A 21,730-nucleotide genomic window follows, 5' to 3' on the forward strand; every position below is an offset into this window, starting at 1 on the left:
AGCGATGCGTGTATTTCGAATTCTAGTCTCGCTGGTGATGCTGCTGTGTTGCAGCTACAGTTGGAGTGCGGGCTCGGTAAGCGGAAAAGTATTTAAAGAGCTGACCGATATTCAAACGGTGATGGGAGAGGGCAAGACTGAAGAAGCTTACACCCGATTACAAACTTTGTTGGCAGAGGTGGACGACAATTCCTTAGATAAAGCGCTAACTTTGCAAACCCTGGGGTATGTGGAAATGGCGCGAGAAAATTTTCAGCAAGCCATCGGTTACCTTAAGCAAAGTCTTGCGTTAAACCAGTTGCCCGAAAAAGTGGTTATTAACGTGGGGTACATGGTTGCGCAACTTCACGCGGCGCTTGGCGAGTATGATCAGGCGCTGGAATTTGCAGAGGACTGGTACACACAGCTTGAAACACCGAAGCCGACGGAATCGATTTTCCTTGCCAATATATATGCGCAGATGAAGCGCTATGAAGAAGCGATTCCCTATGCGGAAAAGGCCATTGGCGATTCCGATAAACCCAAGGAAACCTGGTATCAGTTACTTACAGCAAGCTTTTTTGAGTTGAAGCGGTATCCCAAAGCTGCGAAGAGCTTACAGCAGATGGTCGAACACTGGCCGGACAAGGCGACCTATTGGGAGCAGCTCGCCAGCGTATATGTGATGTTGGAAGATGAGCAGTCGGCGTTGGCGGTCTTGAAGCTCGCGTTTCAGCAAAAGCTACTCGATAAAGAATCCACGATTAAATCGCTGCTGCAATTAGCTGTGACCCGTGGAATTCCCGAGCACGCAGCGCGTATGTTGGAGCAGGCGTTTGCCGACGAGATGCTGGAGGAAAATGCGACCTTTTTGGAAATGCTGGCTGCCGCTTACGCAGCAGCAAGAGAGCGGGAAAAGGCAATTCTGGCGTATGAGCGACTCGCTCCGATGAGTGAAACCGGCGATCCGTGGATTTCCATCTCAAATATTTACGTTGAAATGGGAGAGTGGAAACAGGCAGAAACCGCGCTAAAAAAAGCACTGGATGCAAAACTGGAATCGCCAGGCAAGGCGTGGTTGTTGTTAGGCATTGCGCAAATGGAACTGAAAAAATTCGATTCAGCCAAGAACTCGTTGCGTAAATCCGTTGCTTTCAAAGAAACCACTAAATCGGCGAATCGCTGGATGAAATATGTGGACGATATGAAACGGCAGGCTGACTGGATGGCGGAAGTTAAAGCCAATAGCTAGCGTTTCCTGTTTGGAAGTTCTCTTTCAGCGCTCTGAACTAATGCTTTGGCTTTGCCCTGCTAACTGGTTCATTAAAAACTTTTGACTAGAGTCGTTAAATTAAATTAGAGCTTTGAAATTAAAGTAGGGCCGTTAACCTAAAAGGTTCGATAAACTAAAAGATTCGATGCGGCCCAGGCAAAAAATAATGAGCAGAGCCCTGAGCGGTTGCACGCAGGTTCTTCTCTTTCAATGACGATTAAGGTTAGACCATGTTCAATAAAAGATTGATTGGCATATTTGCATTTTGTAGCTGGCTTTGCAGTTGCGCGTCTAGCCCGATGGACTCGGGTGTAACCATCACGCAGACGCCAATACCAGTTAAGGTGGTCGTTGTCTCGATGTTCGAAATCGGTGACGACGAGGGCGATACTGCCGGCGAGTTTCAACTTTGGAAAGAGAGAATGGATCTGGATACCCGGTTCGCCTTTCCAAATTCACACCACGATATTTACATGAATATGGACAAAGGTGTGATGGGGATTGTTACTGGTATGGGAACCGCCAAATCCACGTCAGCGATTATGGCGCTAGGGCTCGATCCACGGTTTGATTTCTCTAAAGCTTACTGGCTGGTAGCGGGGATTGCCGGTATCGACCCGGAAGATGCATCGATTGGTTCTGCGGCTTGGGCGGAGCACTTGATTGATGGCGATCTCGCCCACGAAATTGATTCGCGTGAGATGCCCAAAGACTGGAAACACGGGTATTTCCCGCTATTTAGCAAGAGCGCTACACCGATGACGGCTTACCAGGAGCCGTTCAATGGCGAAATGTATACGCTGAATCTCTCGTTGGTCGACTGGGCCTACGAGTTGACCAAAGACACCGTTTTACCCGATATGCCCTCGCTTGAGGAAACGCGCAAACTTTATGTGAACCACCCTAAGGCTCAGCAAAAGGCGGTGGTAATGAAAGGGGATCAATTGGCCGCGATGACATTTTGGCACGGCGCGATGATGAATGACTGGGCCAACGATTGGGTGAGTTATTGGACGAAAGGTCAGGGCGAGTTTGTGACATCGGCGATGGAAGATACAGGTACCTATTTGTCGCTCAGCTATCTGGATAACATTGGTCGTGTGGATCTCGACCGTTACCTCGTATTGCGTACCGGGAGTAATTTCACCATGCCCCCTCCTGGTATCACCGCTGCGCAAAATCTGATGGCGGAGAATGAAGGTTATGCCGGGTTACAGGCTGCTCTTGAGTCCGCTTATTTGGTGGGAAGCAAAGTGGTGAATGCGCTTCTGGCTGACTGGGGCACCTACGAAACTACATTGCCTGGTTCTGGCAATTAATTTGTGCATGTTGTTCGTTCAGGTTCTTATTCCGCGTGACTGATTACGCCTTTACTGCACCGCATGCAGTCGCTGCTGATGTCGGTTATAACATGCTTGCAAATGGGGCTAACGCAGTCGATGCCATGATTGCAGCAGCAGCGGCTATCACGGTTGCCTACCCACATATGAATTCAATCGGCGGCGATAGCTTCTGGTTGATCAGCCCTCCAGGAGCCAGCCCCATCGCCATCGATGGGGCTGGCGTGTGTTTGCAAAGTCTATCTTCAGAAACCTTCTCGGGTAAATTGCCCAGCCGCGGAGCGGGTGCATGTATCACTTTGCCGGGCACTGTTGCGGCCTGGCGATGCGCCCGTGAAGCTGTTGCACGCGTTTCCAGCAGAGCGCCCAGAGAGCTTCACGCGTTGTTAAAGCCTGCAGTATCGCTAGCCAGTGAAGGCGTTACAGTGACCGAATCTCTCAAAGCTGCGTGTGCAAAACTCGCAGGTGAATTGTTACCAAGTGAACGAACTTCAGATACCTATGGCGAGCTGGACCGCTTGTTTTTGCATCCGGTTCTGACACAGCGTGTTCAAACTATCTGTAACCCTGCTTTGGCGGCGACATTTTCCCAGCTGGCTGATGCCGGGCTCGATGACTTTTATCGGGGAGATTTGGCAAAGACGATTTGCAGGGATGCCCAAGCGCTGGGTATTTCGGTCGTTGCAGACGATTTTTCCGGGTTTGCGGCCAACGAATGCCAAGTTCTCAATACAGCGTTACGTTCGGCACAGCTCTACAATTTGCCAGCGCCGACCCAGGGCGTAGCATCCCTGATGATCTTGGCCCTTTACGATCGCCTGTGCACTCCGGATTTAAGTGAGGAGGAATCGGTTCACCTGTTGGTGGAGGCCACAAAGCTGGCGTTTCGCTACCGAGATGCCGTGGTCGCTGACCCGAAAGTCGCAGCCGGTGCGGAGGCCAAGCTGCTGGCCCCCGAGTTTCTTGATGATCTTGCCCGCGGGATAAAAGAGACTGCGGCGCCTTGGCCTCACCCTGGCAATCCAGGTGATACCGTTTGGATGGGCTGTGTAGACGCTGATGGTGTGATGGTGAGCTTTATTCAAAGCATCTATTGGGAGTTCGGTTCTGGTGTGGTGTTACCGGGTTCCGGGATCGTCTGGAATAACCGCGGCTGCAGTTTTTCTCTGGATGCGACACACCCAAATGTTCTCGCACCGGGTAAAAAGCCTTTCCACACCCTTAACCCCGCTTACGCCGAATTTTCTGATGGTCGCCGTATGGTATACGGCACTATGGGGGGAGAGGGGCAGCCGCAAACACAAGCCGCGCTGTTTTCCCGCTACGCCTATGGCGGCGAGCCGCTGGTGAAGGCTATTGCAGACGACCGCTGGCTGCTGGGGCGCACCTGGGGTGAGAGCTCAACCGATCTGAAAATTGAGCCCGAACTGGGCGCCCGCATTGCCAGTTCGCTCACAAGTCGTGGCCACAAGGTAAACGTCTTATCCGCGAAATCGGAATCGATGGGGCATGCGGGTGCCATAGTATTGCAGTCCGACGAGCAAGGCAGCGCATTGGCAGCGACGGACCCCCGTAGTGATGGTGCTGCGTATTCAAGCTCAACCACCGTAGACTGAATTATCGCTAAACAAAGCAGGAAATTGTGTGACTGAATGGCTTCCTATTATTGCCGCGTTGATTGCAACCGGTGCGTTGGCGGGTTTGCTCGCTGGGCTTTTGGGTGTAGGCGGGGGCATTGTTATCGTGCCAGTGCTTTACTTTATTTTTCAGTTAATTGGTATTTCCGCCGCTACCGCAATGACCGTCGCCACTGGCACCTCGCTGCTCATTATTATTCCCACGAGTGTTTCCTCCATTCGCGCCCACCACAAGCGCGGTAACATTGACAGCCAACTGGTAAGATTGTGGTGGCCGTTTATTGTTCTTGGGGTTGTCTTGGGTGTCGTTTTCGCGACTGAAGCGGGAGGCCAGGTTGCCGCAATTATTTTCGGTATCGTCGCGATTCTTGTCGCTGCCAATATGATGTTCCGCGCAAATGCGCAGCCCCTGTTTTCCAGTCTGCCTGGCAAACTCTGGCAATCGGTGATCGCTGCAGTCATTGGCCTTGTGTCTGTGGTTATGGGGATAGGGGGCGGTACACTGGGTGTGCCCACCCTGTCTGCGTGTAATTTTCCAGCACATCGCGCTGTTGGCACCGCAGCAGTATTCGGTTTTATTATTGCCTTGCCCGGTGCTGCACTTTTATTAGTGTATGGCAGCACCCCACCAGACGCGCCGCTGGGAACAATCGGTGTCGTTAACCTGTTAGGCTTTGCGGTGATAGTGCCCTTGACGGTACTCATGGCACCGGTAGGCGTGAAGCTGGGTGCGATGCTCAACGACGTTTTGTTAAAGCGGACTTTTGCTGTGTTTCTTTGTCTCAGCGGAGCGCGCATGGTTTATCAGGCCGTACTCGCCAGTTAATTTTAGGGTTTGCTATGTCGGATTATTTGCACGAAAGTTTTCTGCCTCCACCACGTTTGCTTATGGGCCCAGGCCCGATTAATTGTGATCCCCGCGTTTTGCGTGCAATGTCGTATCAACTGGTCGGTCAGTTTGATCCGGCAATGACTCGCTGCATGACAGAAACCATGGCGCTTTATCGGGGAGTATTTAAAACCAAAAACCCCTGGACTTTTATTGTCGACAGTACGGCACGCGGTGGGATTGAGGCCGCGATGGTGTCCCTTTTGAATCCCGGCGATAAAGTGGTGGTTCCGGTCTTTGGGCGTTTCGGGCTGTTGCTTAAAGAGATCGCAGAGCGATGCGGAGCTTTAGTTCATACGTTGGATCTTGAGTGGGGACAAGTGGCGCAGCCAGAACAAATCGAAGCGGCAATTCATAGGTTCAACCCCAAATTAGTTGCCCTGGTACAAGGCGACACTTCCACCACCATGTGCCAGCCCCTGGCCGATATTGGGCCGATGTGTTTTGACATGGGCGTACTGACGTATTGTGACGCTACTGCTTCGCTTGGTGGCAACGACTTTCGTACCGATGAATGGAAAATATCAGCGGTTACAGCAGGGTTGCAGAAGTGTTTGTCAGGGCCTTCCGGTAGCGCCCCCATAACCTTGAGTTCACAGGCAGTGGACGAAATTAATAAGCGCCGCCATGTGGAAGCGGGTATAAAAGCGGCACATCACACCGAGGCCACAGGTTCGCGGATAAGCTCGAACTATTTTGATCTGGCGATGATCATGGATTATTGGGGGGAAGAACGGCTTAACCACCATACGGAGGCCACCAGCATGCTCTATGGAGCCCGCGAGTGCGCGCGTATTTTGCTGGAGGAGGGGGTCGACAATACTGTCGCGCGTCACAAGCAAAATGGCGATGCCCTTGCTGCAGGATTGCGCGCGATGGGGTTAACCCTTTACGGTGAGCAATCCCAGCGGATGAATAATGTTGTTGGAGTCTATATTCCTGAACAGGTTAATGGTGACCGGGTACGCCAACAAATGCTGGAGGATTTCGGTATCGAAATTGGCACTTCTTTTGGTCCGCTACATGGTGTGATTTGGCGGATCGGCACAATGGGATACAACGCTCGGAGAAGCGCAGTGTTGCAAACACTGGCTTCCCTGGAGCAATGCCTGCTGCTCAACGGCCTTAAATTACCCGCCGGTGCTGCGGTGCGTCAGGCGCTATCGGTTTACCAATAATGCAGCAGAGCTTCGTATCTGTGGCTGGGGTAGTCAACAACAATGAGTGAGCAAGAAGTGTTTCGCCGTCCAAGCGAGAGTGCGTTCCAGCAGGCGGCACTGCGCGTTTATGATCGCTGCGAATCGCTTGCGTCTGTCTCCTGTTTGCCTAATGGGGTCGGCCGTTATTACCTTACGCCTGAGCATGCCGCTTGTAATCAACGGGTTTTGGCTTGGATGTCTGAAGCCGGAATGGAGACCTGGATTGACGCTGCTGGCAATTGCTGGGGGCGCTGGGCCTGTGATAACCCAGATGCGCAAACCGTTATTTTAGGTTCGCACCTGGATACGGTGGCAATGGCCGGAAAATACGATGGCATTCTCGGGGTTTTAAGTGCGATAGAGGTTGTCGAGCTTCTGAAGGCGGAGGGTGTTACGTTGCCTTATCACATAGACGTGGTGGGTTTTGGTGATGAGGAGGGCGTACGCTTTGGGACGACACTATTAGGTAGTGCTGCTGTGGCCGGGCGATGGCAGAACGATTGGTTTAATCTGACCGATGAGAACGGTGTCACTTTGGCTGAAGCCTTTCGTCAATTTGGACTAACCCCGGAAGAGATAGGCTCGGCAAATCGCGCCAGAGACGACATCAAGGCATACCTCGAGCTACATATTGAGCAGGGCCCGGTGCTGGAGCAGTTGGGGTTGCCGCTGGGTATAGTTACTGCTATCGCAGGAGCAAGGCGGTTTCGTTTCACTCTGAAAGGGCTGGCGGGTCACGCGGGTACAGTTCCCATGTCGATGCGCCGTGACCCGCTCACTGCTGCGGCCAAAATTCTGACCGAAATAGAAAATCTGGCGATAGCTAACAGCGTGGTCGCAACGGTCGGCAAGCTGGAGGTGCGTCCCGCAGCCGTTAATGTGATTCCTGGCGAGTGTGTTTTTACCCTCGATATTCGCAGCAGTGAAGACGCGGTACGTGATAAAACCGTATCCGCCATTTTCGCTGTAGCGGAGGCGTTTTGCGAGTCCAGCGGAATTCACTTGGACACGGAAGAATTTCATCACGCCGATGCCGTTGAGTGCGCGGCTTGGCTGCAAACTAAAATCGAACAGAGCCTGCGTGAGGTTGATTTGCCGGTTCACTCCCTGATGAGTGGAGCAGGTCACGATGCCATGATATTTGGCGGAGTGTTTGATATTGCCATGCTGTTTGTCCGCTGTGAAAAGGGCATAAGCCATAATCCCGCAGAGGCGGTCGATGTTGCCGACGTTAAAGCGGGTCTTCAGGGGTTTGCTCGCCTGTTGGGAAATATTTAATGAACCTGTACTGCAAAGAGTATTAATCCGAGCCGCTGCTCATTAATATTCATCCCGGACGAGACATGTCCCCGCTGTAGGTTTGATCGGGTAAATCGACGGGTATTTGCGACGATTTTTCAACGCGCAAAATGACCCAATCAAAAGCATGGGCTAGTTAAGTAAATCTCTCTAGATGATTACACTATGGCTGGATCGTGCTCGAACGGTGCATTGCGCGTGCATCTTTTGACTTTACAAAGGCGGCAAGGTACCTGGCTTGTCGCACCAATATACAAAGTGTCGCCATAATTTTTCTGTTTCTATCTGCTAGCAACTTTTTATTGTCGGAGGGTTTGCCAGCCTCCGCTTATTTTTACAGCGCTTAGCCCAAATCGTGGTGCTTTTTATCCGCTCTTCTATCCCTGTTCAACACTAACGTTGTTCCTCTTCTATATCAGCAATGACGTTTGTGCTATTTTCGACATCTCCTCGTGATATACACGGTTTCGAGACCCAGCTAATTATAAACCTAGTGGTGTAAAGTGCTTCTATGAGCAGAAATAAAGTCGCAATAATTACTGGTGGTAGTCGCGGGATAGGAGCTGAAACTGCAAAACTGCTAGCGCTGAATGGATATGCGGTCTGTGTGAATTATCTACAAGATGACGCTGCTGCACAGTCCCTAAAACGAGAGATTTCGGACATGGACGTAAAGTGCATCGCGGTTAAAGCCGATGTTTCCCGTTTCAGCGATGTGTCCAGGCTGTTTGAAACAGTGGACAAGGAGTTGGGGAGTCTTTCTGTGCTGGTGAATAACGCTGGCATTCTCAGACAGCAATGCCGGTTGGACGAGATTTCGGAAGATCGGTTTAGTGAAGTGTTAAGGGTTAATGTAATGGGCTGCTTTCTTTGTTGTAAAGAAGCCGTTAAGCGCATGTCGACAAAGTATGGTGGAGTAGGAGGTGCTATCGTCAATGTTTCCTCTCGTGCATCCGTCACAGGGTCTCCCAATGAATACGTCGACTATGCTGCGTCCAAAGGTGCGATAGATACGCTCACTCGTGGTCTGGCTCTGGAGGTTGCCGCAGAAGGTATACGTGTGAATGGTGTGAGGCCGGGCTTAATTTACACAGAGATGCACGCGAGTGGCGGTGAGTCAAACAGAGTAAAGCGCTTGGAAAATAAAATACCCATGCAGCGTGGGGGAGAACCGAGTGAGGTTGCAGAAGCGATATACTGGCTGGTATCGAATAAATCGGCCTTCGTTACCGGAAGTTTTATAGAGCCTTCTGGTGGCCTTTGAGCGTTACGCATTTTTTTAGGGTGCGTTCGCTGTATGTGTTAATGCCAAAAAGGCGGCTCCAGGGATGTGTGAACATAGGTGGGATTAGCGAAATGATTCTGCCATTTTTTTAGCGGATAAACAGGGAATCTCAAATGAAACTATCGACATATTTACTGTTTGACGGAAGTTGCAAACCTGCAATGGAGTATTACGCTTCCGTTTTGGGCGGGGAGCTGAATATTTATTTGGTTGGCGAATCTCCGATGAAAGACATGTTTCCCGAATCAATGCACCATTTGGTTGTAAATTCGACCATCGTGTCTGATAGCTTCAAACTCTCAGCATCCGATTTTCTGCGAACTTCCGAGGAGTTCGTGCAAGGCAATAATTTGTCGCTGTATATTGACAGCGGAAGCGCTGAAGATATTAAAAAAATCTACTCCCGCTTGACGGAAGACGCTCAGATAACTGATCCGCTCGCTGAGCACCCGTTTGGCTTATTCGGAGCGCTGCAGGATAAATTTGGTGTTTGTTGGAAGTTTCATGCTGTACTATGAGTAGTAGAGGGAACGAGCTGAGACAAGCATTATTTGAAAGCATATTTTAGGGGGTTCTCTGGCGCAGCTGTTGTTTTCTGATTAATGCGATATTTTGTATGAAGTTTAAATGTCTTTAACGAATCTTTTTTTGGGGAGAGGTGATGATTACGGGTGGTGATTTCTGGTTTAGATTAATAGTAATTATTTCTGTGTGGTTGCTGCCAGCTATAAGTAGCGCAGATGAGTGGGATGGTGTGCAACGAGAAAAAATTGCCAGATTTGAAGTTGCAGGTGGGGAAAATTTCGGATTTAGGGTTTTTTTGTCGGGTGTTACAGATATGTGCTCCAGTTCAGGTGGAGCAAACTGGGCCTATATAAATGCTAGCGATAGTAATTATGATGTATTTGTTGCGGTTCTCCTAGCTTCGCGTGCGATGGATTCTGCTGTTACCCTTTATACCAAACGTGATTCTTCAGGTTTTTGCCATATTGGCTATTTGGGTGGGTAAGCTTATGTAATCGCAATACGCTCTCCATTTGGTGTTGTATTGCGAGGGGGTATGAGCACGGTTTTAATTTGTAGACGGTGTCTTATCGAGGAATCTTTGTGTCGAGAAGTCTAAATTTTGGCATTAGGTGTGGCGGTTCTGGTTAACTGAGGATGTAAGGAATATCTATGCGTGTTATTTTATTCATATTGGTGAACATGTTTTCGTTAATTGCCAATGCAGCATCTACGAATACTCAGTTGATTAAACGAGTTCAATACAATGCGGCTAGCGGTCAACTTTTTTTTGTGGGTGAAGGGGATTGGCTTATTCCAGGCTGTGAGAATGCTATTTATGCATTGTTTAAGCCTGAGCTCGAAGGTGTGCAGGAAGCATTATCTATTGGTTTGGCAGCATATCTTGCGGGGAAAAAAGTTACTTTTTGGGGTGATTGCAATCCTTCTGGTCCTGAGTATTTCTTTGCGTCCTACATAATTATTCGGGATTAATAGTTTTTTCCGTTAGTCGATTTGCTTTTGGTTAACGGTTGTTTGTTTGCAGTTTGTTCGGCTATCTTGTTGTGTGGGGCGGCCTTGCTGATAATTTTTCGTTTAAATATTTGTTTGTGTTGCGAAAATACTGAAGCTCGGCGGGTCATTTAGTCTCTAAAATTTTGAATGGGATTAATGGCGCTTATATAGTAAAAAAGCTTGACTGAATTATATGATTTTTTGCAGTTTGCTTGCGCGGCGATTTTACTCGTGCGTGTTTAGTGTAATTAATTGTAAACTGTCATCCTTTTTTTCATCTATTCGACACAAAAATTATATAATTTATTTGCTGAGTTGCCGTATCTTTTGTGGCACGTTTTGCAGTAGTTGATTAATTGTTTGATATATAAGGAGTTATATTTGAAAATTATCAATGGATTTGCGTTGCTGGCTTCTGGTCTATTTTCCATGCATACTTTCGCGGCAGATGTGCGCGGGGTGTATGCCGGAGGCGGTTTCTTCGGCGCTAATAGTTCGGACTGTGAATATTCGGGGTGCAGCTATTCCGGGCAGCATGTCGAAGTCGGATATGACATAAACAAAATCGCCGGTTTCGAGGTGAAATATGGAAGTGGAGAGAGCTCGTACAACTATGGTGATGCCGACCTCACTATTTCCTATATGGGAGTGAATCTGGGCTCCAATGTGGGTACCACTTGGCTCAACATCTATGGAAAAGTGGGTTTAGGTAAAATCAGCGAAGAAGCATCACTGTTCTACGACGAATACACCGAGACAACCCCTACCGTGGGTGTTGGTGCGCGATTTTTCCTTACGGATGAGCTCAAAGGGCTATATGTAAAAATCGAATCACTCGGTGTTAGCTTCCAAAACGACAACACGGGTGCTGCCCATTTGGTGGGTGTGGGTTGTAAATTTTAAGTTGTGATCTCACATTTAATTGCGCAATTTTTTCATTGCCAAGTTAATAGGTTGCCAAGGAAAAAGCGTGCAAGGCGAGTGGAAATGTCGTCAGTATTATTCCAATCGTTGATATCAATATGCCCGACTGGCTATGCGCAACACTTGTTCCGTGCGGTATGGGCGATGCGCGTAACGTGATGATGGCCCTGGCGGGGGACACGTGCCTGGTGATCGGCAGTCACGCGGGCACCAAAAGCGAAGTATGTTTGGTATGGCTGCATAAGCTCCGCTACTGCCTTTAGTTGGGTGCGGAGGCTGGTCTGACGGCTTAGGAAGTAATCCGCCTGATGATCGAACAAGCTCTCGTATACCGCCTTGGGGTGCCTGCGGAGCGTTAAAATCAAAATTTTCCGAATTACGCTTTTTATAGCCTCTAACGTCAAAGACTGCGCGTTACAGTGTCAGTTTTTTTGATGCTATACCCGTTTAACATCTATGTCTCAATGTTAAATGTCGGTGCTGCGAATTATTATCTTTGCGTTCTACATTGATTAATGTGAAAGATGTTTCGCGATGCTTTTTAGCGACGGTTGAAAGCTTTTTAGTGAATATTCAAAGGCGAATTTACTTTGGCTGGTACCTTAATATGATAACTGAAATAAGAACGTGTTTGTGGTTTGATAGTGGGCTGGGCCAAGAGGCTGCAAAGTTTTACTGTTCACTATTACCTAATAGTCGGGTAGATGCGGTGTATTTAGGTGAGCCGGGGCATGGCCATATTATCAATTTTACCCTCGCAGGCGCGCCTTATCAGATTTTGGATGCTGGGCCACATTTTACTCTGACTGAGGCTGTATCGATTTCGGTTGAAACGGAAGATCAGGCGGAAACGGACAGGTTGTGGTCGGCACTCACCGCGGATGGTGGCGAGGAGAGTCATTGCGGATGGTTAAAAGACCGTTACGGGTTGTCCTGGCAAGTATACCCTAAACGACTGACAGAGCTTACCTTTGGTGCGGATAGAGAAGTCGCAGCGAAAGCGATTGAAGTTATGATGAAACAGCGCAAAATTGATATTGCTGCCATTGAGGCGGCGGTTTTATCAAATTAATGTACAGAAGATATTTTTTATGAGAATCACCCCTTTAGTTGCAACTCTTTTTTCCCTTCTGCTTTCAATTAATCACTGCGTGATCGCGGCCCCCGGTCAATCCTCTGAAATTGACATGCTCAGGGGTTGGTCTATAACGGATGCGGCTGGAGCGGGATTGTCCAGTACCCGACTTCACCAAATGGAGGCTGCAGTGCAGTCAGGAGAGTTCACAAAAATTACAAGTATCTTGATTGCACGTGATGGTAAATTGGTTTACGAACATTACTTTGACGGTGATTTCGGAACATTGCACAATACGCGTTCGGCGACAAAAACTGTTGCGGGTATATTGGTGGGCCTGGCGATAGATCGGAAGTTCATCGGTGATGCGCAATCAACGGTGATGTCTTTTTTGCCCCATATTACTACGGTCAACCATGCCGACCCAAGAAAAGAAAAAATTACGATTGAAGATTTTCTGACGATGAGCTCTCTGCTTGAGTGTGATGATTGGAACCAGTTTTCGAGCGGCAATGAAGAGCGTATGTACCTTGTTGAAGACTATGTTCAATTTACCTTGGGTTTGCCGATTAAAGGTTTTCCAGCATGGGCAACCAAACCGGAAGATTCACCTTATAAACGTAGTTTTAGCTATTGCACGGCGGGTGTAGTAACCCTGGGTGCTGTTCTGGAGCAGGCCACTAAAACGAAGGTGGCAGAGTTTGCGCAGCGAAATTTATTTGACCCGCTCGAAATAAAATCCGTCGAATGGCAATACACGCCCACAGGTCTCGCAATGACCGGCGGCGGATTAAACATGCGAAGCGCGGATCTGCTCAAGTTGGCACAATTGTATCTGAATGCAGGGCAGTGGCAGGGTAAGCAGATTATTTCCTCGGAGTGGGTCAAAACATCCACTAATGCACACGTTCAGATCGACGATGAAATGACCTACGGCTATTTGTGGTGGTTAAAATCTTTCTCTGATAATAAAAAAGACTACAACGCGTTCTACATGAGTGGCAATGGCGGCAATAAGGTCGTCGCGCTACCTGATCTGAACATGGCTATTGTTATCACAAGTACAAACTATAATACTCGAGGGATGCACGAGCAAACAGACAGATTGATTACGGAATATATTTTGCCGTCGCGAGTAAACTAGTTACGCACCTCGGTAATCGCTTTAATAAGCCAAAAAGCTGATATGACATACACTGAGCGCAATTATGATAGAGTCACATTTAGGTGAAACCGTGTTTAGCGAAGTGGACATCGCGTGTGGGGTGTCCAGGGAACCTCTGATTAACCTAGTGATTCCTCTGGCTTACAGGAATTTAACGTGAGTAGGCGCGTGAGCGAGGCGTGCTGGTTGCCTACATGGACGTAGGTAAGTAGCGTGAGCAGGAGCGGAAGCTTTGCACGGCGAACGAGCGCAACACCCTCAGGTTAAATTCCTGAAAGCCCCGTAGGGCGTGGCCTGCGGCGATCATTTGTGGCGTTGCCTTTCTTGTTAAGGACTAAGGCCATTAACTGCGAAAGGCGCCTAACAACTAATCGCCGCAGGTCACGCAGAGAAATTACTAGGTTAATCAGATGTTCCCTAGCATCGCCAACAGGTTGAATCGACGCTATCGCAGTGCTGTGATATTGACCGTTGTTCCGGGAGGTATTCTCTTTACTGCTGATTTGGTTCGGCAGCTTGATTTTGAAATTGAGATGGATGGCATTTCATGCCCTCACACCCCGGGGGATAGGCACAACAACTCTAACATCAGTTACCAACAAAATATAACCGTGTCGAACAAGGATGTCATTATTGTGGATGACGCCATCGAATCTGGTGGCACAATGTCTCGTTTGGTTGCACACATTGCAGAATATTTTCCAGCGTCCATTGCTGTAGCAACATTGTTTGTGAAGCCGCACCGCATCGCTATTCCGACGGAGCAGTATTACGCATACGAGACGGCAACTGATGAATTGTTAGTTGGGTATGGTTTGCCCTGGCAAAATAAATTCAGAAATCTTCCGTGTGTCAAACGGCTTATCAAATAGTGTGTTGAAAGCAAATAGACATCAGCCTTTGCTAGGGCATGCAAGCGTTCTGCGTTGAGGGTTCTGTCAATTTTTTTGCCCGAATTTGGGCCTGACTGTAATACAGAGCCGTAAAAATCAGACTACCGAGTTTCGGTACTTTTTATTGTCTGCGCGACCTTAATATGGAGCTTGAGTTATGACTGTAAAATATACTTTCAGTAAAAAGCCATTGGTTGACGAGATAAAGGTGATGCCCATACACAAAGGGCAATGCCACTGTGGTGGCGTGAAGTTTACCGTTAATTTGCCTAACGGGTTGATAGAGCCGCGCCGCTGCAACTGTTCAATGTGTCGGCGCAGGGGGGCGGTGGTTGCTTCGGTTGCGTTAAATGATCTAACGATTGTTGAGGGCGAATCCCTATTGAGTTTATATCAGTTTAACACCAATACGGCGAAGCATTACTTCTGTGCCCGCTGCGGTATATATACGCATCACCAGCGCCGCTCTAATCCTGAGCTCTACGCTTTTAATATTGCCTGCTTAGATGGAATTGATCCGTTTGTCCTAAAAAATGTTCCTGTGCTCGATGGTGAAGATCACCCAGCTGATAGGCCCTAGCTCCCTGGTACTTGCGAATGAATATAGGAATCTTTGATCAACCTATTGACTCCTATAAGCCCGTTAGCCCGGATATTTCATAAAAACCGCCCACCCGGGCACTCCTACTGATTCAAAATAAAATGGGACAAAAATAGCGAGCATCGCGATCAAATACTAACTTATTGAGCAATACCCCATTTCTGAGCACAGCAAACCCAAACCCCCATTATTTTTCAATATGCTGGGGCAGTATTCGAAAAAGGTTAGCTTGAATTAAGTGTTTTCGCGACGACGGCAAAAATTTCTTGGTGTGGATACGCGTTCGTCAGCTTGATTTTTATCCGACGCCTTTTGCGAATAACAACTCCGCCAATTTTTAGCAGATTTACTCGCAGGGTATCCACTTGACTATTGGCGGATTTTGTGTCAACCAATGCCACTCGTCGGAGCACATCCAGCAATACATAAGAGAATCCAGAAAATAACAGTCGCAATTGGTTGGGCCAACAGCGGTGGCTGGAGGTTCTGTCTGAAAACAGTAGCTTCTGCTCTTTTATCCGGTTTTCCATATCTCCACGAGTGCAGTATTTTTTTTCGTAAAGGTGTTTAGCGCTTTGCCTAAAGCTGGTGACAACATACCAAGTGTTTTCACCCGTTCGTTATATTCGGCTTTTACGATAACGCGTTGTTCTTTGGTCCATTTTCGGACTTTATAAAAAATTCACTATAGTGCTTTTGCCGTTTATTTTCTAACCTGCACAATGCCTCAGAAACGGATCGTATAACCTCGGATTTCTCCATCAGCACGTTGTTTTTGCCGAGACCAATGATAAACTCGACTTATCCCTATCACATCAATACAACAACAGGGGCTTACAAAGCCGGCATCCCCGCGAAAAACGATCGTCACTTTTAGCCATTCCTGACGAAGCCGCTTGACGATCAGCTTTAGAACCGCTCCTGCCTTGTGCGCCGCTCCACGGCTCGATGGGCGCAAATAGCTGACCAGCAACTGTTTGCCACAAAAGACCTAAATTGGAAGGAAGCAGTAGTCATCATAAAACACATTAAGGACTCTTTTTAGGTATCGCAATTCAAGGTGTGTACGATGGCCGTTACACACTTGTAACCCGAGGACTACACTTCGTAAATGGCGTAGCTGACAGCCATTAAAACCACCAATCCACCAAAAAATATCATACCCATATTGTGGTTTTGTCGCTACGTTTCTGTCTGTACTATATGGATATCGATTAAATCCAGTGCATTTTTTCCGTGACATCGTGGGCAGTCAGCGACGTCCCTTGAGTAAGTGGTGAGGGTTCCACAACGTTCGCATTTTTTATTACCTAATTGATTTATTAATCGTTCTTCCTACCAATTTAATTGGGGCATAAGGGCAAACCGCTTTTTATCAGAATGATGATGTGAATGCACGTTTACCTGCACTATCTACAGAATCGCGTTTATGGCTTCTGATATTAATCCAGTAAGCTAAATTTTGGGATCAGTAAATCGATACCAGGTGTTATCGTTATCATCAGTAAATTTCGAGATGTCTGTCAGGTATTCGGCTGCATGCTGACCGATGATGAGACGAACGCCTGTATTGCCGGGGGTAACGGTATCCTTGTTAATGCTGAATCTCAATGGATCGCTATTCCTCTTTCCGCGGTGGTGTCATATAGCGGCAGCGGGCGGTTGATGATTTCGGCAAGCGGCGTTTTAATGTCGCTTTTTTTACCGCGACAGATGGGTTGTTTGTTTTTTAATGCCAGCGCGTGTGTTCAATATTCGGATTTTGATGTGATTTTTTTGGTTGGGGTTGCCTATATGGGTGACCATCTCACGGGTGGATGACCTACAACGACCGGTTGGGATTTAATTGACCGTTCGGCTTGTTGCGGCTCAAGAAATTGAGTGAATGAATTGTGCGCCGATACCGATTTTCTGAAGAGAATAGCTATAAATGCAATAAAGATATTTATATGTATTTCAATGAGGCGAGCAATCATTGTTGAGCAACGCCGCTCGTACGGTATCCGTCTGGCTTTTTCGCCAGCCCTGTTGGTTAAAGCGCAAATGCCTGTTCAGGTTTCTGGCTTCCACCGAAGGAACCCCTCGAAACCCTGATCTGATCGCACCAACATTTTTCATTGTTTTACCCGCTCTTATTTAACATAGAAAGTTTCAATTTCAAGGTTCATGAAAGGGAGTAGTCAGTCATGCCTAGTAAGTTTTACTTGAAACTCACGTCGATTCTCATATCTGTTGTTACCCTGTTTTGTTCCTTTGCATTAGCGGACGATAAAATAGAGGTTAACCTTGTCAAATTCACTGAGCAGGTCGCTATTTCTGTCGGAGAAACGCCACCTGTTTTTCTTCGGCCCGATCAGATCGGTAAAAAAGTTGACATTTCATCATTATTTTCACTTGGCTCGAATCCGCTAAGGGTACGTGCATTCACCAGTATTTCAGGATTGCAGGAATTTGAGCTGGAATTCTGGAAAAATGGGGTACTGCTGGGCAAGGTGAGCTGTGATACCCAGCGTTCGCCTTGTGCCGGCAAAGCCGTGGTTGTGCCAGAGCAGAGAGCGCCAGTGGCTGATGCTCAGGATAATTTGATCCGTAGAGATATGTACTTTGATCAGACCTATGGGATTACGCTGAATGATCGCCCGCCAAGGCAGACCCTAAGCATTGCCGATGTCGGTCTGGCGGAGGGCGAAACCGGGTATATCTACATTAACAATGCATACACGGGTTACACCTTGGCGGATGCCCATACATTTTCCCTGCCGCAGGGAGGATACACGATTGGGCTTGGCGTTTTCAGGGAAACCCATGAGCTGGTAGAGGGCTTTCGATGGTTGGCGGCACCCGAGGCGATTACGATAAAAAAGCCAAAGTACGAAGGGCGTTACTATGAAGACCACGTTGTACTTTCGAATACGGCGATCGAGGTTAATTTCTCCGGTCAGGTACCGCTGCCGGAACAGCACAATACTCGAATTCTGATCCTGCCCGTTAAATACACCGACGGCCATGATTTGAATAATCAGTTTGTAGACCAATTTACCTTGGATGAAAGCTACACACAGCGGTTGTATAACATTATGGAGGCCGTGAACGAGGCGTATATCAAGCCAATTTCCTACGGGTTAAACAGTTGGTCGATCGATGTACATGACACCTTCGAGTCCGCTCCGGTTCGCACGAAGGGGCTGGATATAGAGCAACCCACGGAGTTCTTTAATCATCCTGAGCTTGCAGCCCTAAAAGCCGACTACGATGTGGTTGTGTTGCTGTACCACGTGGAGATGTTGAACTATTTACAAATGAGCGCACTAGATGGTTTTGTCATGGTTCAGCAGTCGTTTCTAACGACCGCTCTCACCGAGTCAGATCCCGGCGGCGTGCCCATTATTACGGCAGGTTCCAGTTTTCCCCGGCCCGAGCGTGAAATGCCCAATACCTCGGCGTTCCATGAGATGCTGCATCTGCTGGAAGAGTGGAAGCGTGAGCGCTACTTTTCCTGGAATGGGGTGCAGCAATTGCACGGCTTTTTTGCCCATGGTTACGATAGCGAAGTTGATGAGGAACAAAACATCTATACTGATTTTATGACCTATTATGTGCGCTATATGCAGGGCCGCGTTGCGGAGACGCCGGAGATGCATGAGCAACGCACACCCAACGCACCGCCGGAGTGTGTCGACAATTGTGATTATGTCGGTGTTTTTAAAACGGTGCGGGAGGGGTTGGGAAATCTACAACTGCCGATTTCGGTGGGTGAGTATCACGTGGAAAGTAGCTATAGTACTGAATCGTGGCTGGATGGTGATGGCCGAATATATCGGGGAGCCGAAGGCGGTCAGAACGCATCCGTCTGGGTTGTCGAAAAATACCCAGGTAAAACAGCCGTCTATTACACGCTGCGACTGAAGGGAACGCCTTTGTATCTGCAGGTGAACCCCGAAGATATCAGCCTGGTGAATCTGGCGGCTGACGTCGGTGTGGCACCTGGCGCGCAGTGGGTGATCGAGCAGGGATCTATGCGGTCGAACACATTTCGTATCAAAAATAGGCAGACTGGGGGCTTTCTTAATCTGAGTGATGGAGCCAACGCCCCCCGGTTGACTTCTGGCCTCGATCTGAGCGTCCAAGGCTCCTTTGATTCTAGCCTTTGGTGGATAAGGCCGGCCGAGCTGTGAACAGAATTTCGCAGATTTTGCCTGACTATCCCCAACGCTTTGCCGGGCATGCGTACATCTAATTCGGTATCCCTTTAACCTGGATATTTCACAAATAATGGACGGCAAGGCCGTAAACCTCTTAAAATTAAGTCGCCAAACACAATATTAAGAGAGACCTTGCCGTGATAACGGCCTATGATAAAACAAGCCGTTTTACCCCACTAAAATGACGTAAATTCGATGTTAATTTTGAGGGCGGTGCTGTTACCGCCGATGGTGAAGTCCTACTCCTGTGAGAAACGGCAAAAGCACTAAAGTGAATTTTTTTATAAACCCCGGAAATGGACCAAAGAACAACGCGTAATCGTAAAAGCCGAATATAACGAACGGGTGAAAACACTCGGTATGTTGTCACCAGCCTTAGGCAAAGCGCTAAACACCTTTACGAAAAAGAATACTGCATTTGTGGAGATATAGAAAACCGGATAAAAGAGCAGAAGCTACTGTTTTCAGGCAGAACCTCCTGCCACCGCCGGTGGCCCAACCAATTGCGACTGTTACTTTCTGGATTCTCTTATGTATTGCTGGATGCGCTCTGACGAGTGGCTTTGGTTGATACAAAATTAGCCAATAGTTGAGTGGATACCCTGCGAGTAAAGCTGCTAAAAATTGGCGGAGTTGTTATTCGCAATAGGCGTCGGATAAAAATCAAGCTGACGAACGCGTATCCACACCAAGAAATTTTTGCCGTCGTCGCGAAAACACTTAATTCAAGCTAACCTTTTTCGAATACTGCCCCAGCATATTGAAGAATAATGGGGCTTTGGGTTTGCTGTGCTCAGAAATGGGGTATTGCTCAATAAGTTAGCATTTGATCGCGATGTTCGCTATTTTTGTCCCATTTTTATTTTGAATCAGTAGGAGTGCCAGGGTGGGTGGTTTTTATGAAATATCCGGGTTCGGGCGCGGCCTGCGGCGATTATTTGTGGCGCTGCGACCGTACTGCTGGGGCTGAGCGCCGGCGAAGCAACTAAACAATTATTCGTAAACATCGCATTTGTATTGACCGCTTTGGTTACTATTTTAAATTCTCTTGAATCGTTCCTGAGTAACCGTTCCTTGTGGGTCGCTCATGAAAATGCGGTAGCGTCGTTCAGTAATTTGTATGACTCTTTGCGTTTTTATCTTGAAGGAAAACAGCCTGACAGTATCGAGCTTGCCCGTCTGGAGCACTATTTTAGTGACTACGAGAATATTTGGAATGCGCTCAACGAAACCTGGCAGAAAGAGCGGCGAAGCTCTCGAGTGCGGTCCCTCGAACAGAAAAGAAGCGTCGAGAGTTAATCGGCGTCTTATGTGTTAATCGCTGGCCTTGGCGATCCCCTCTTAGAGGGAGTAAAGATTATTTTTTGCTTTACAAAATTTTTACGGTGTTGTGTTGTTATCTGAACATCTGGAGCAGACACAGGGTGTTTTTTAGTGTAAAAAAGAGTAATGTGTAGAGCTACTGCTATACATGCTTAAGATATTTTCAGGACGCTGCTATATGGATGTTATTGGGGTAGGCTTCCCCCGCACCGGCACTATGTCAACATGTTCTGCATTGGACCTGCTCGGCTACAATTGCCACCACATGCTCAAGTTGTGTGAGAGTACATTTCATACCAAATTGCTAGTCTCTCACTTCAACGAGGGGCGAGATATTAACTGGAAAGTTTTTTATCGAGGTTATAGGGCAACTGTCGATGCGCCAGGCGCCTTCTTCTACCCAGAGATAATCGCCAGTTTTCCGCAGGCGCTGGTTCTACTGAATGTTCGCGACGCTGATTCCTGGTACCGAAGTTTTGAGACTTTGCTGGGTTTAGTTCGTGAGGCAAAAGCGTTTCAGGGGATTTCCGCGAGATTGGATAACTGGTTGTTTGTGGTTGAGTCTTGCTTGTTAAAAACCTTCGGTAGCAATTTTGCGCGTAAACACTGTGAAAAAGTCTATTTTGACCATATCGCTGAGGTGAAGGCTTCAGTCGATCGGGAGCGGTTGGTGATTTTTGATCCTCGCGCTGGGTGGCCTCCGCTGTGCGAGAGGCTGGCACAGCCCATTCCATCGGAACCCTTTCCTCAAGTCAACCAAGGCCAACAGATGTTACGTCAATACCTGGTAGGGCTGTGGCTGAAAGATAGCAGGGCCAAAAAATGCTCTCGGAAACTTTCACAGCGCGAAACCAGTAGTCCTTGGGTTGGTGTCCAAGGTGCGCTTACCTAACGCTTAACTAAGAATTTCTCACGCTTAACCCGATTCCTGCTTTAATTCCCGTCGATAATCTCACTCGCCATCAACTTGGCGGCATATATTTCTGGTTGACACACTTAGAAGTGCCGATTCATAATGATACGGTATATCATAGCGGTATCGCTTGAAGCATTGGCTCAAAGTCGTCAGCAGAGGTGGCAACACTTGCTGCTAACGTTCGCTATGGTGGTTGTATTGCTCAGGCCAGG

At 48.0% G+C, this 21,730-nt stretch carries 19 protein-coding genes and 4 pseudogenes; 21 read left to right on the forward strand and 2 right to left on the reverse strand.

The window, feature by feature from the left end:
* Positions 1-4 precede the first annotated feature (4 nt).
* From TERTU_RS09010 to TERTU_RS09085, 16 genes and pseudogenes are all read left to right on the forward strand, one after another.
* Positions 5-1,231 carry a tetratricopeptide repeat protein gene (locus TERTU_RS09010; RefSeq protein WP_015818298.1) on the forward strand — a complete coding sequence of 409 codons (1,227 nt, stop codon included), beginning with the start codon at positions 5-7 and terminating at the stop codon, positions 1,229-1,231.
* Positions 1,232-1,482: 251 nt separating this feature from the next.
* A complete protein-coding gene (locus TERTU_RS09015; protein ID WP_015818060.1) occupies positions 1,483-2,571 on the forward strand; it encodes a purine nucleoside permease in 1,089 nt (362 codons plus the stop codon).
* 35 nt (positions 2,572-2,606) lie between these two features.
* Entirely contained in the window at positions 2,607-4,208 is a 1,602-nt protein-coding gene (locus TERTU_RS09020; RefSeq protein WP_015819673.1) for a gamma-glutamyltransferase family protein, read from the forward strand.
* Between the two features lie 28 nt (positions 4,209-4,236).
* A complete protein-coding gene (locus tag TERTU_RS09025) occupies positions 4,237-5,055 on the forward strand; it encodes a sulfite exporter TauE/SafE family protein (RefSeq protein ID WP_015819224.1) in 819 nt (272 codons plus the stop codon).
* 14 nt (positions 5,056-5,069) lie between these two features.
* The gene (locus TERTU_RS09030; RefSeq protein ID WP_015819385.1) at positions 5,070-6,296 is read left to right on the forward strand and encodes a pyridoxal-phosphate-dependent aminotransferase family protein; all 1,227 of its coding nucleotides are present in this window, start codon (positions 5,070-5,072) and stop codon (positions 6,294-6,296) included.
* Positions 6,297-6,338: 42 nt separating this feature from the next.
* On the forward strand, positions 6,339-7,595 hold the full coding sequence (locus TERTU_RS09035) for an allantoate amidohydrolase (protein ID WP_015820129.1): 1,257 nt from the start codon (positions 6,339-6,341) through the stop codon (positions 7,593-7,595).
* Between the two features lie 532 nt (positions 7,596-8,127).
* A complete protein-coding gene (locus tag TERTU_RS09040) occupies positions 8,128-8,880 on the forward strand; it encodes an SDR family oxidoreductase (RefSeq protein ID WP_015820561.1) in 753 nt (250 codons plus the stop codon).
* Between the two features lie 134 nt (positions 8,881-9,014).
* The gene (locus TERTU_RS09045; protein ID WP_015816935.1) at positions 9,015-9,419 is read left to right on the forward strand and encodes a VOC family protein; all 405 of its coding nucleotides are present in this window, start codon (positions 9,015-9,017) and stop codon (positions 9,417-9,419) included.
* A 143-nt stretch (positions 9,420-9,562) separates the two neighbouring features.
* Positions 9,563-9,910: a hypothetical protein gene (locus TERTU_RS09050; protein ID WP_041590150.1), complete on the forward strand. Its 348-nt coding sequence runs from the start codon at positions 9,563-9,565 to the stop codon at positions 9,908-9,910.
* Positions 9,911-10,077: 167 nt separating this feature from the next.
* On the forward strand, positions 10,078-10,398 hold the full coding sequence (locus TERTU_RS09055; protein WP_015818456.1) for a hypothetical protein: 321 nt from the start codon (positions 10,078-10,080) through the stop codon (positions 10,396-10,398).
* Positions 10,399-10,800: 402 nt separating this feature from the next.
* Positions 10,801-11,322, forward strand: a complete 522-nt coding sequence (locus TERTU_RS09060; RefSeq protein ID WP_015820456.1) for a porin family protein — start codon at positions 10,801-10,803, stop codon at positions 11,320-11,322.
* Positions 11,323-11,399: 77 nt separating this feature from the next.
* Positions 11,400-11,606, forward strand: a pseudogene (locus TERTU_RS22190) (SLOG cluster 4 domain-containing protein); the annotation flags it as partial.
* A 254-nt stretch (positions 11,607-11,860) separates the two neighbouring features.
* Positions 11,861-12,415 carry a VOC family protein gene (locus TERTU_RS09070; RefSeq protein ID WP_228378318.1) on the forward strand — a complete coding sequence of 185 codons (555 nt, stop codon included), beginning with the start codon at positions 11,861-11,863 and terminating at the stop codon, positions 12,413-12,415.
* Positions 12,416-12,434: 19 nt separating this feature from the next.
* On the forward strand, positions 12,435-13,562 hold the full coding sequence (locus TERTU_RS09075) for a serine hydrolase domain-containing protein (RefSeq protein ID WP_015818564.1): 1,128 nt from the start codon (positions 12,435-12,437) through the stop codon (positions 13,560-13,562).
* Positions 13,563-13,993: 431 nt separating this feature from the next.
* Positions 13,994-14,455 carry a phosphoribosyltransferase gene (locus TERTU_RS09080; protein WP_015817940.1) on the forward strand — a complete coding sequence of 154 codons (462 nt, stop codon included), beginning with the start codon at positions 13,994-13,996 and terminating at the stop codon, positions 14,453-14,455.
* Positions 14,456-14,633: 178 nt separating this feature from the next.
* Positions 14,634-15,056: a GFA family protein gene (locus tag TERTU_RS09085; RefSeq protein WP_015820351.1), complete on the forward strand. Its 423-nt coding sequence runs from the start codon at positions 14,634-14,636 to the stop codon at positions 15,054-15,056.
* A 245-nt stretch (positions 15,057-15,301) separates the two neighbouring features.
* Here the strand turns inward: TERTU_RS09085 and TERTU_RS22445 are convergent.
* A pseudogene (locus TERTU_RS22445) lies at positions 15,302-15,679 on the reverse strand (transposase); the annotation flags it as partial.
* Positions 15,680-15,804: 125 nt separating this feature from the next.
* A pseudogene (locus tag TERTU_RS22450) lies at positions 15,805-16,056 on the reverse strand (transposase); the annotation flags it as partial.
* Positions 16,057-16,616: 560 nt separating this feature from the next.
* Between TERTU_RS22450 and TERTU_RS09095 the strand changes: the two are divergent.
* From TERTU_RS09095 to TERTU_RS09110, 5 genes and pseudogenes are all read left to right on the forward strand, one after another.
* Positions 16,617-16,898, forward strand: a complete 282-nt coding sequence (locus TERTU_RS09095; RefSeq protein ID WP_041590153.1) for a hypothetical protein — start codon at positions 16,617-16,619, stop codon at positions 16,896-16,898.
* A gap of 365 nt (positions 16,899-17,263) precedes the next feature.
* Positions 17,264-19,252 carry an RICIN domain-containing protein gene (locus tag TERTU_RS09100; RefSeq protein WP_015820656.1) on the forward strand — a complete coding sequence of 663 codons (1,989 nt, stop codon included), beginning with the start codon at positions 17,264-17,266 and terminating at the stop codon, positions 19,250-19,252.
* Positions 19,253-19,635: 383 nt separating this feature from the next.
* Positions 19,636-20,013 (forward strand): annotated as a pseudogene (locus tag TERTU_RS22455) (transposase); the annotation flags it as partial.
* 202 nt (positions 20,014-20,215) lie between these two features.
* Complete coding sequence (locus TERTU_RS09105) at positions 20,216-20,578, forward strand: SLATT domain-containing protein (protein ID WP_228378319.1); 363 nt, start codon at positions 20,216-20,218, stop codon at positions 20,576-20,578.
* A 202-nt stretch (positions 20,579-20,780) separates the two neighbouring features.
* Positions 20,781-21,494 carry a sulfotransferase family protein gene (locus TERTU_RS09110; RefSeq protein ID WP_015819276.1) on the forward strand — a complete coding sequence of 238 codons (714 nt, stop codon included), beginning with the start codon at positions 20,781-20,783 and terminating at the stop codon, positions 21,492-21,494.
* Positions 21,495-21,730: the final 236 nt, after the last annotated feature.

The sequence above is a fragment of the Teredinibacter turnerae T7901 genome (assembly GCF_000023025.1).
Lineage (GTDB): Bacteria > Pseudomonadota > Gammaproteobacteria > Pseudomonadales > Cellvibrionaceae > Teredinibacter > Teredinibacter turnerae_B.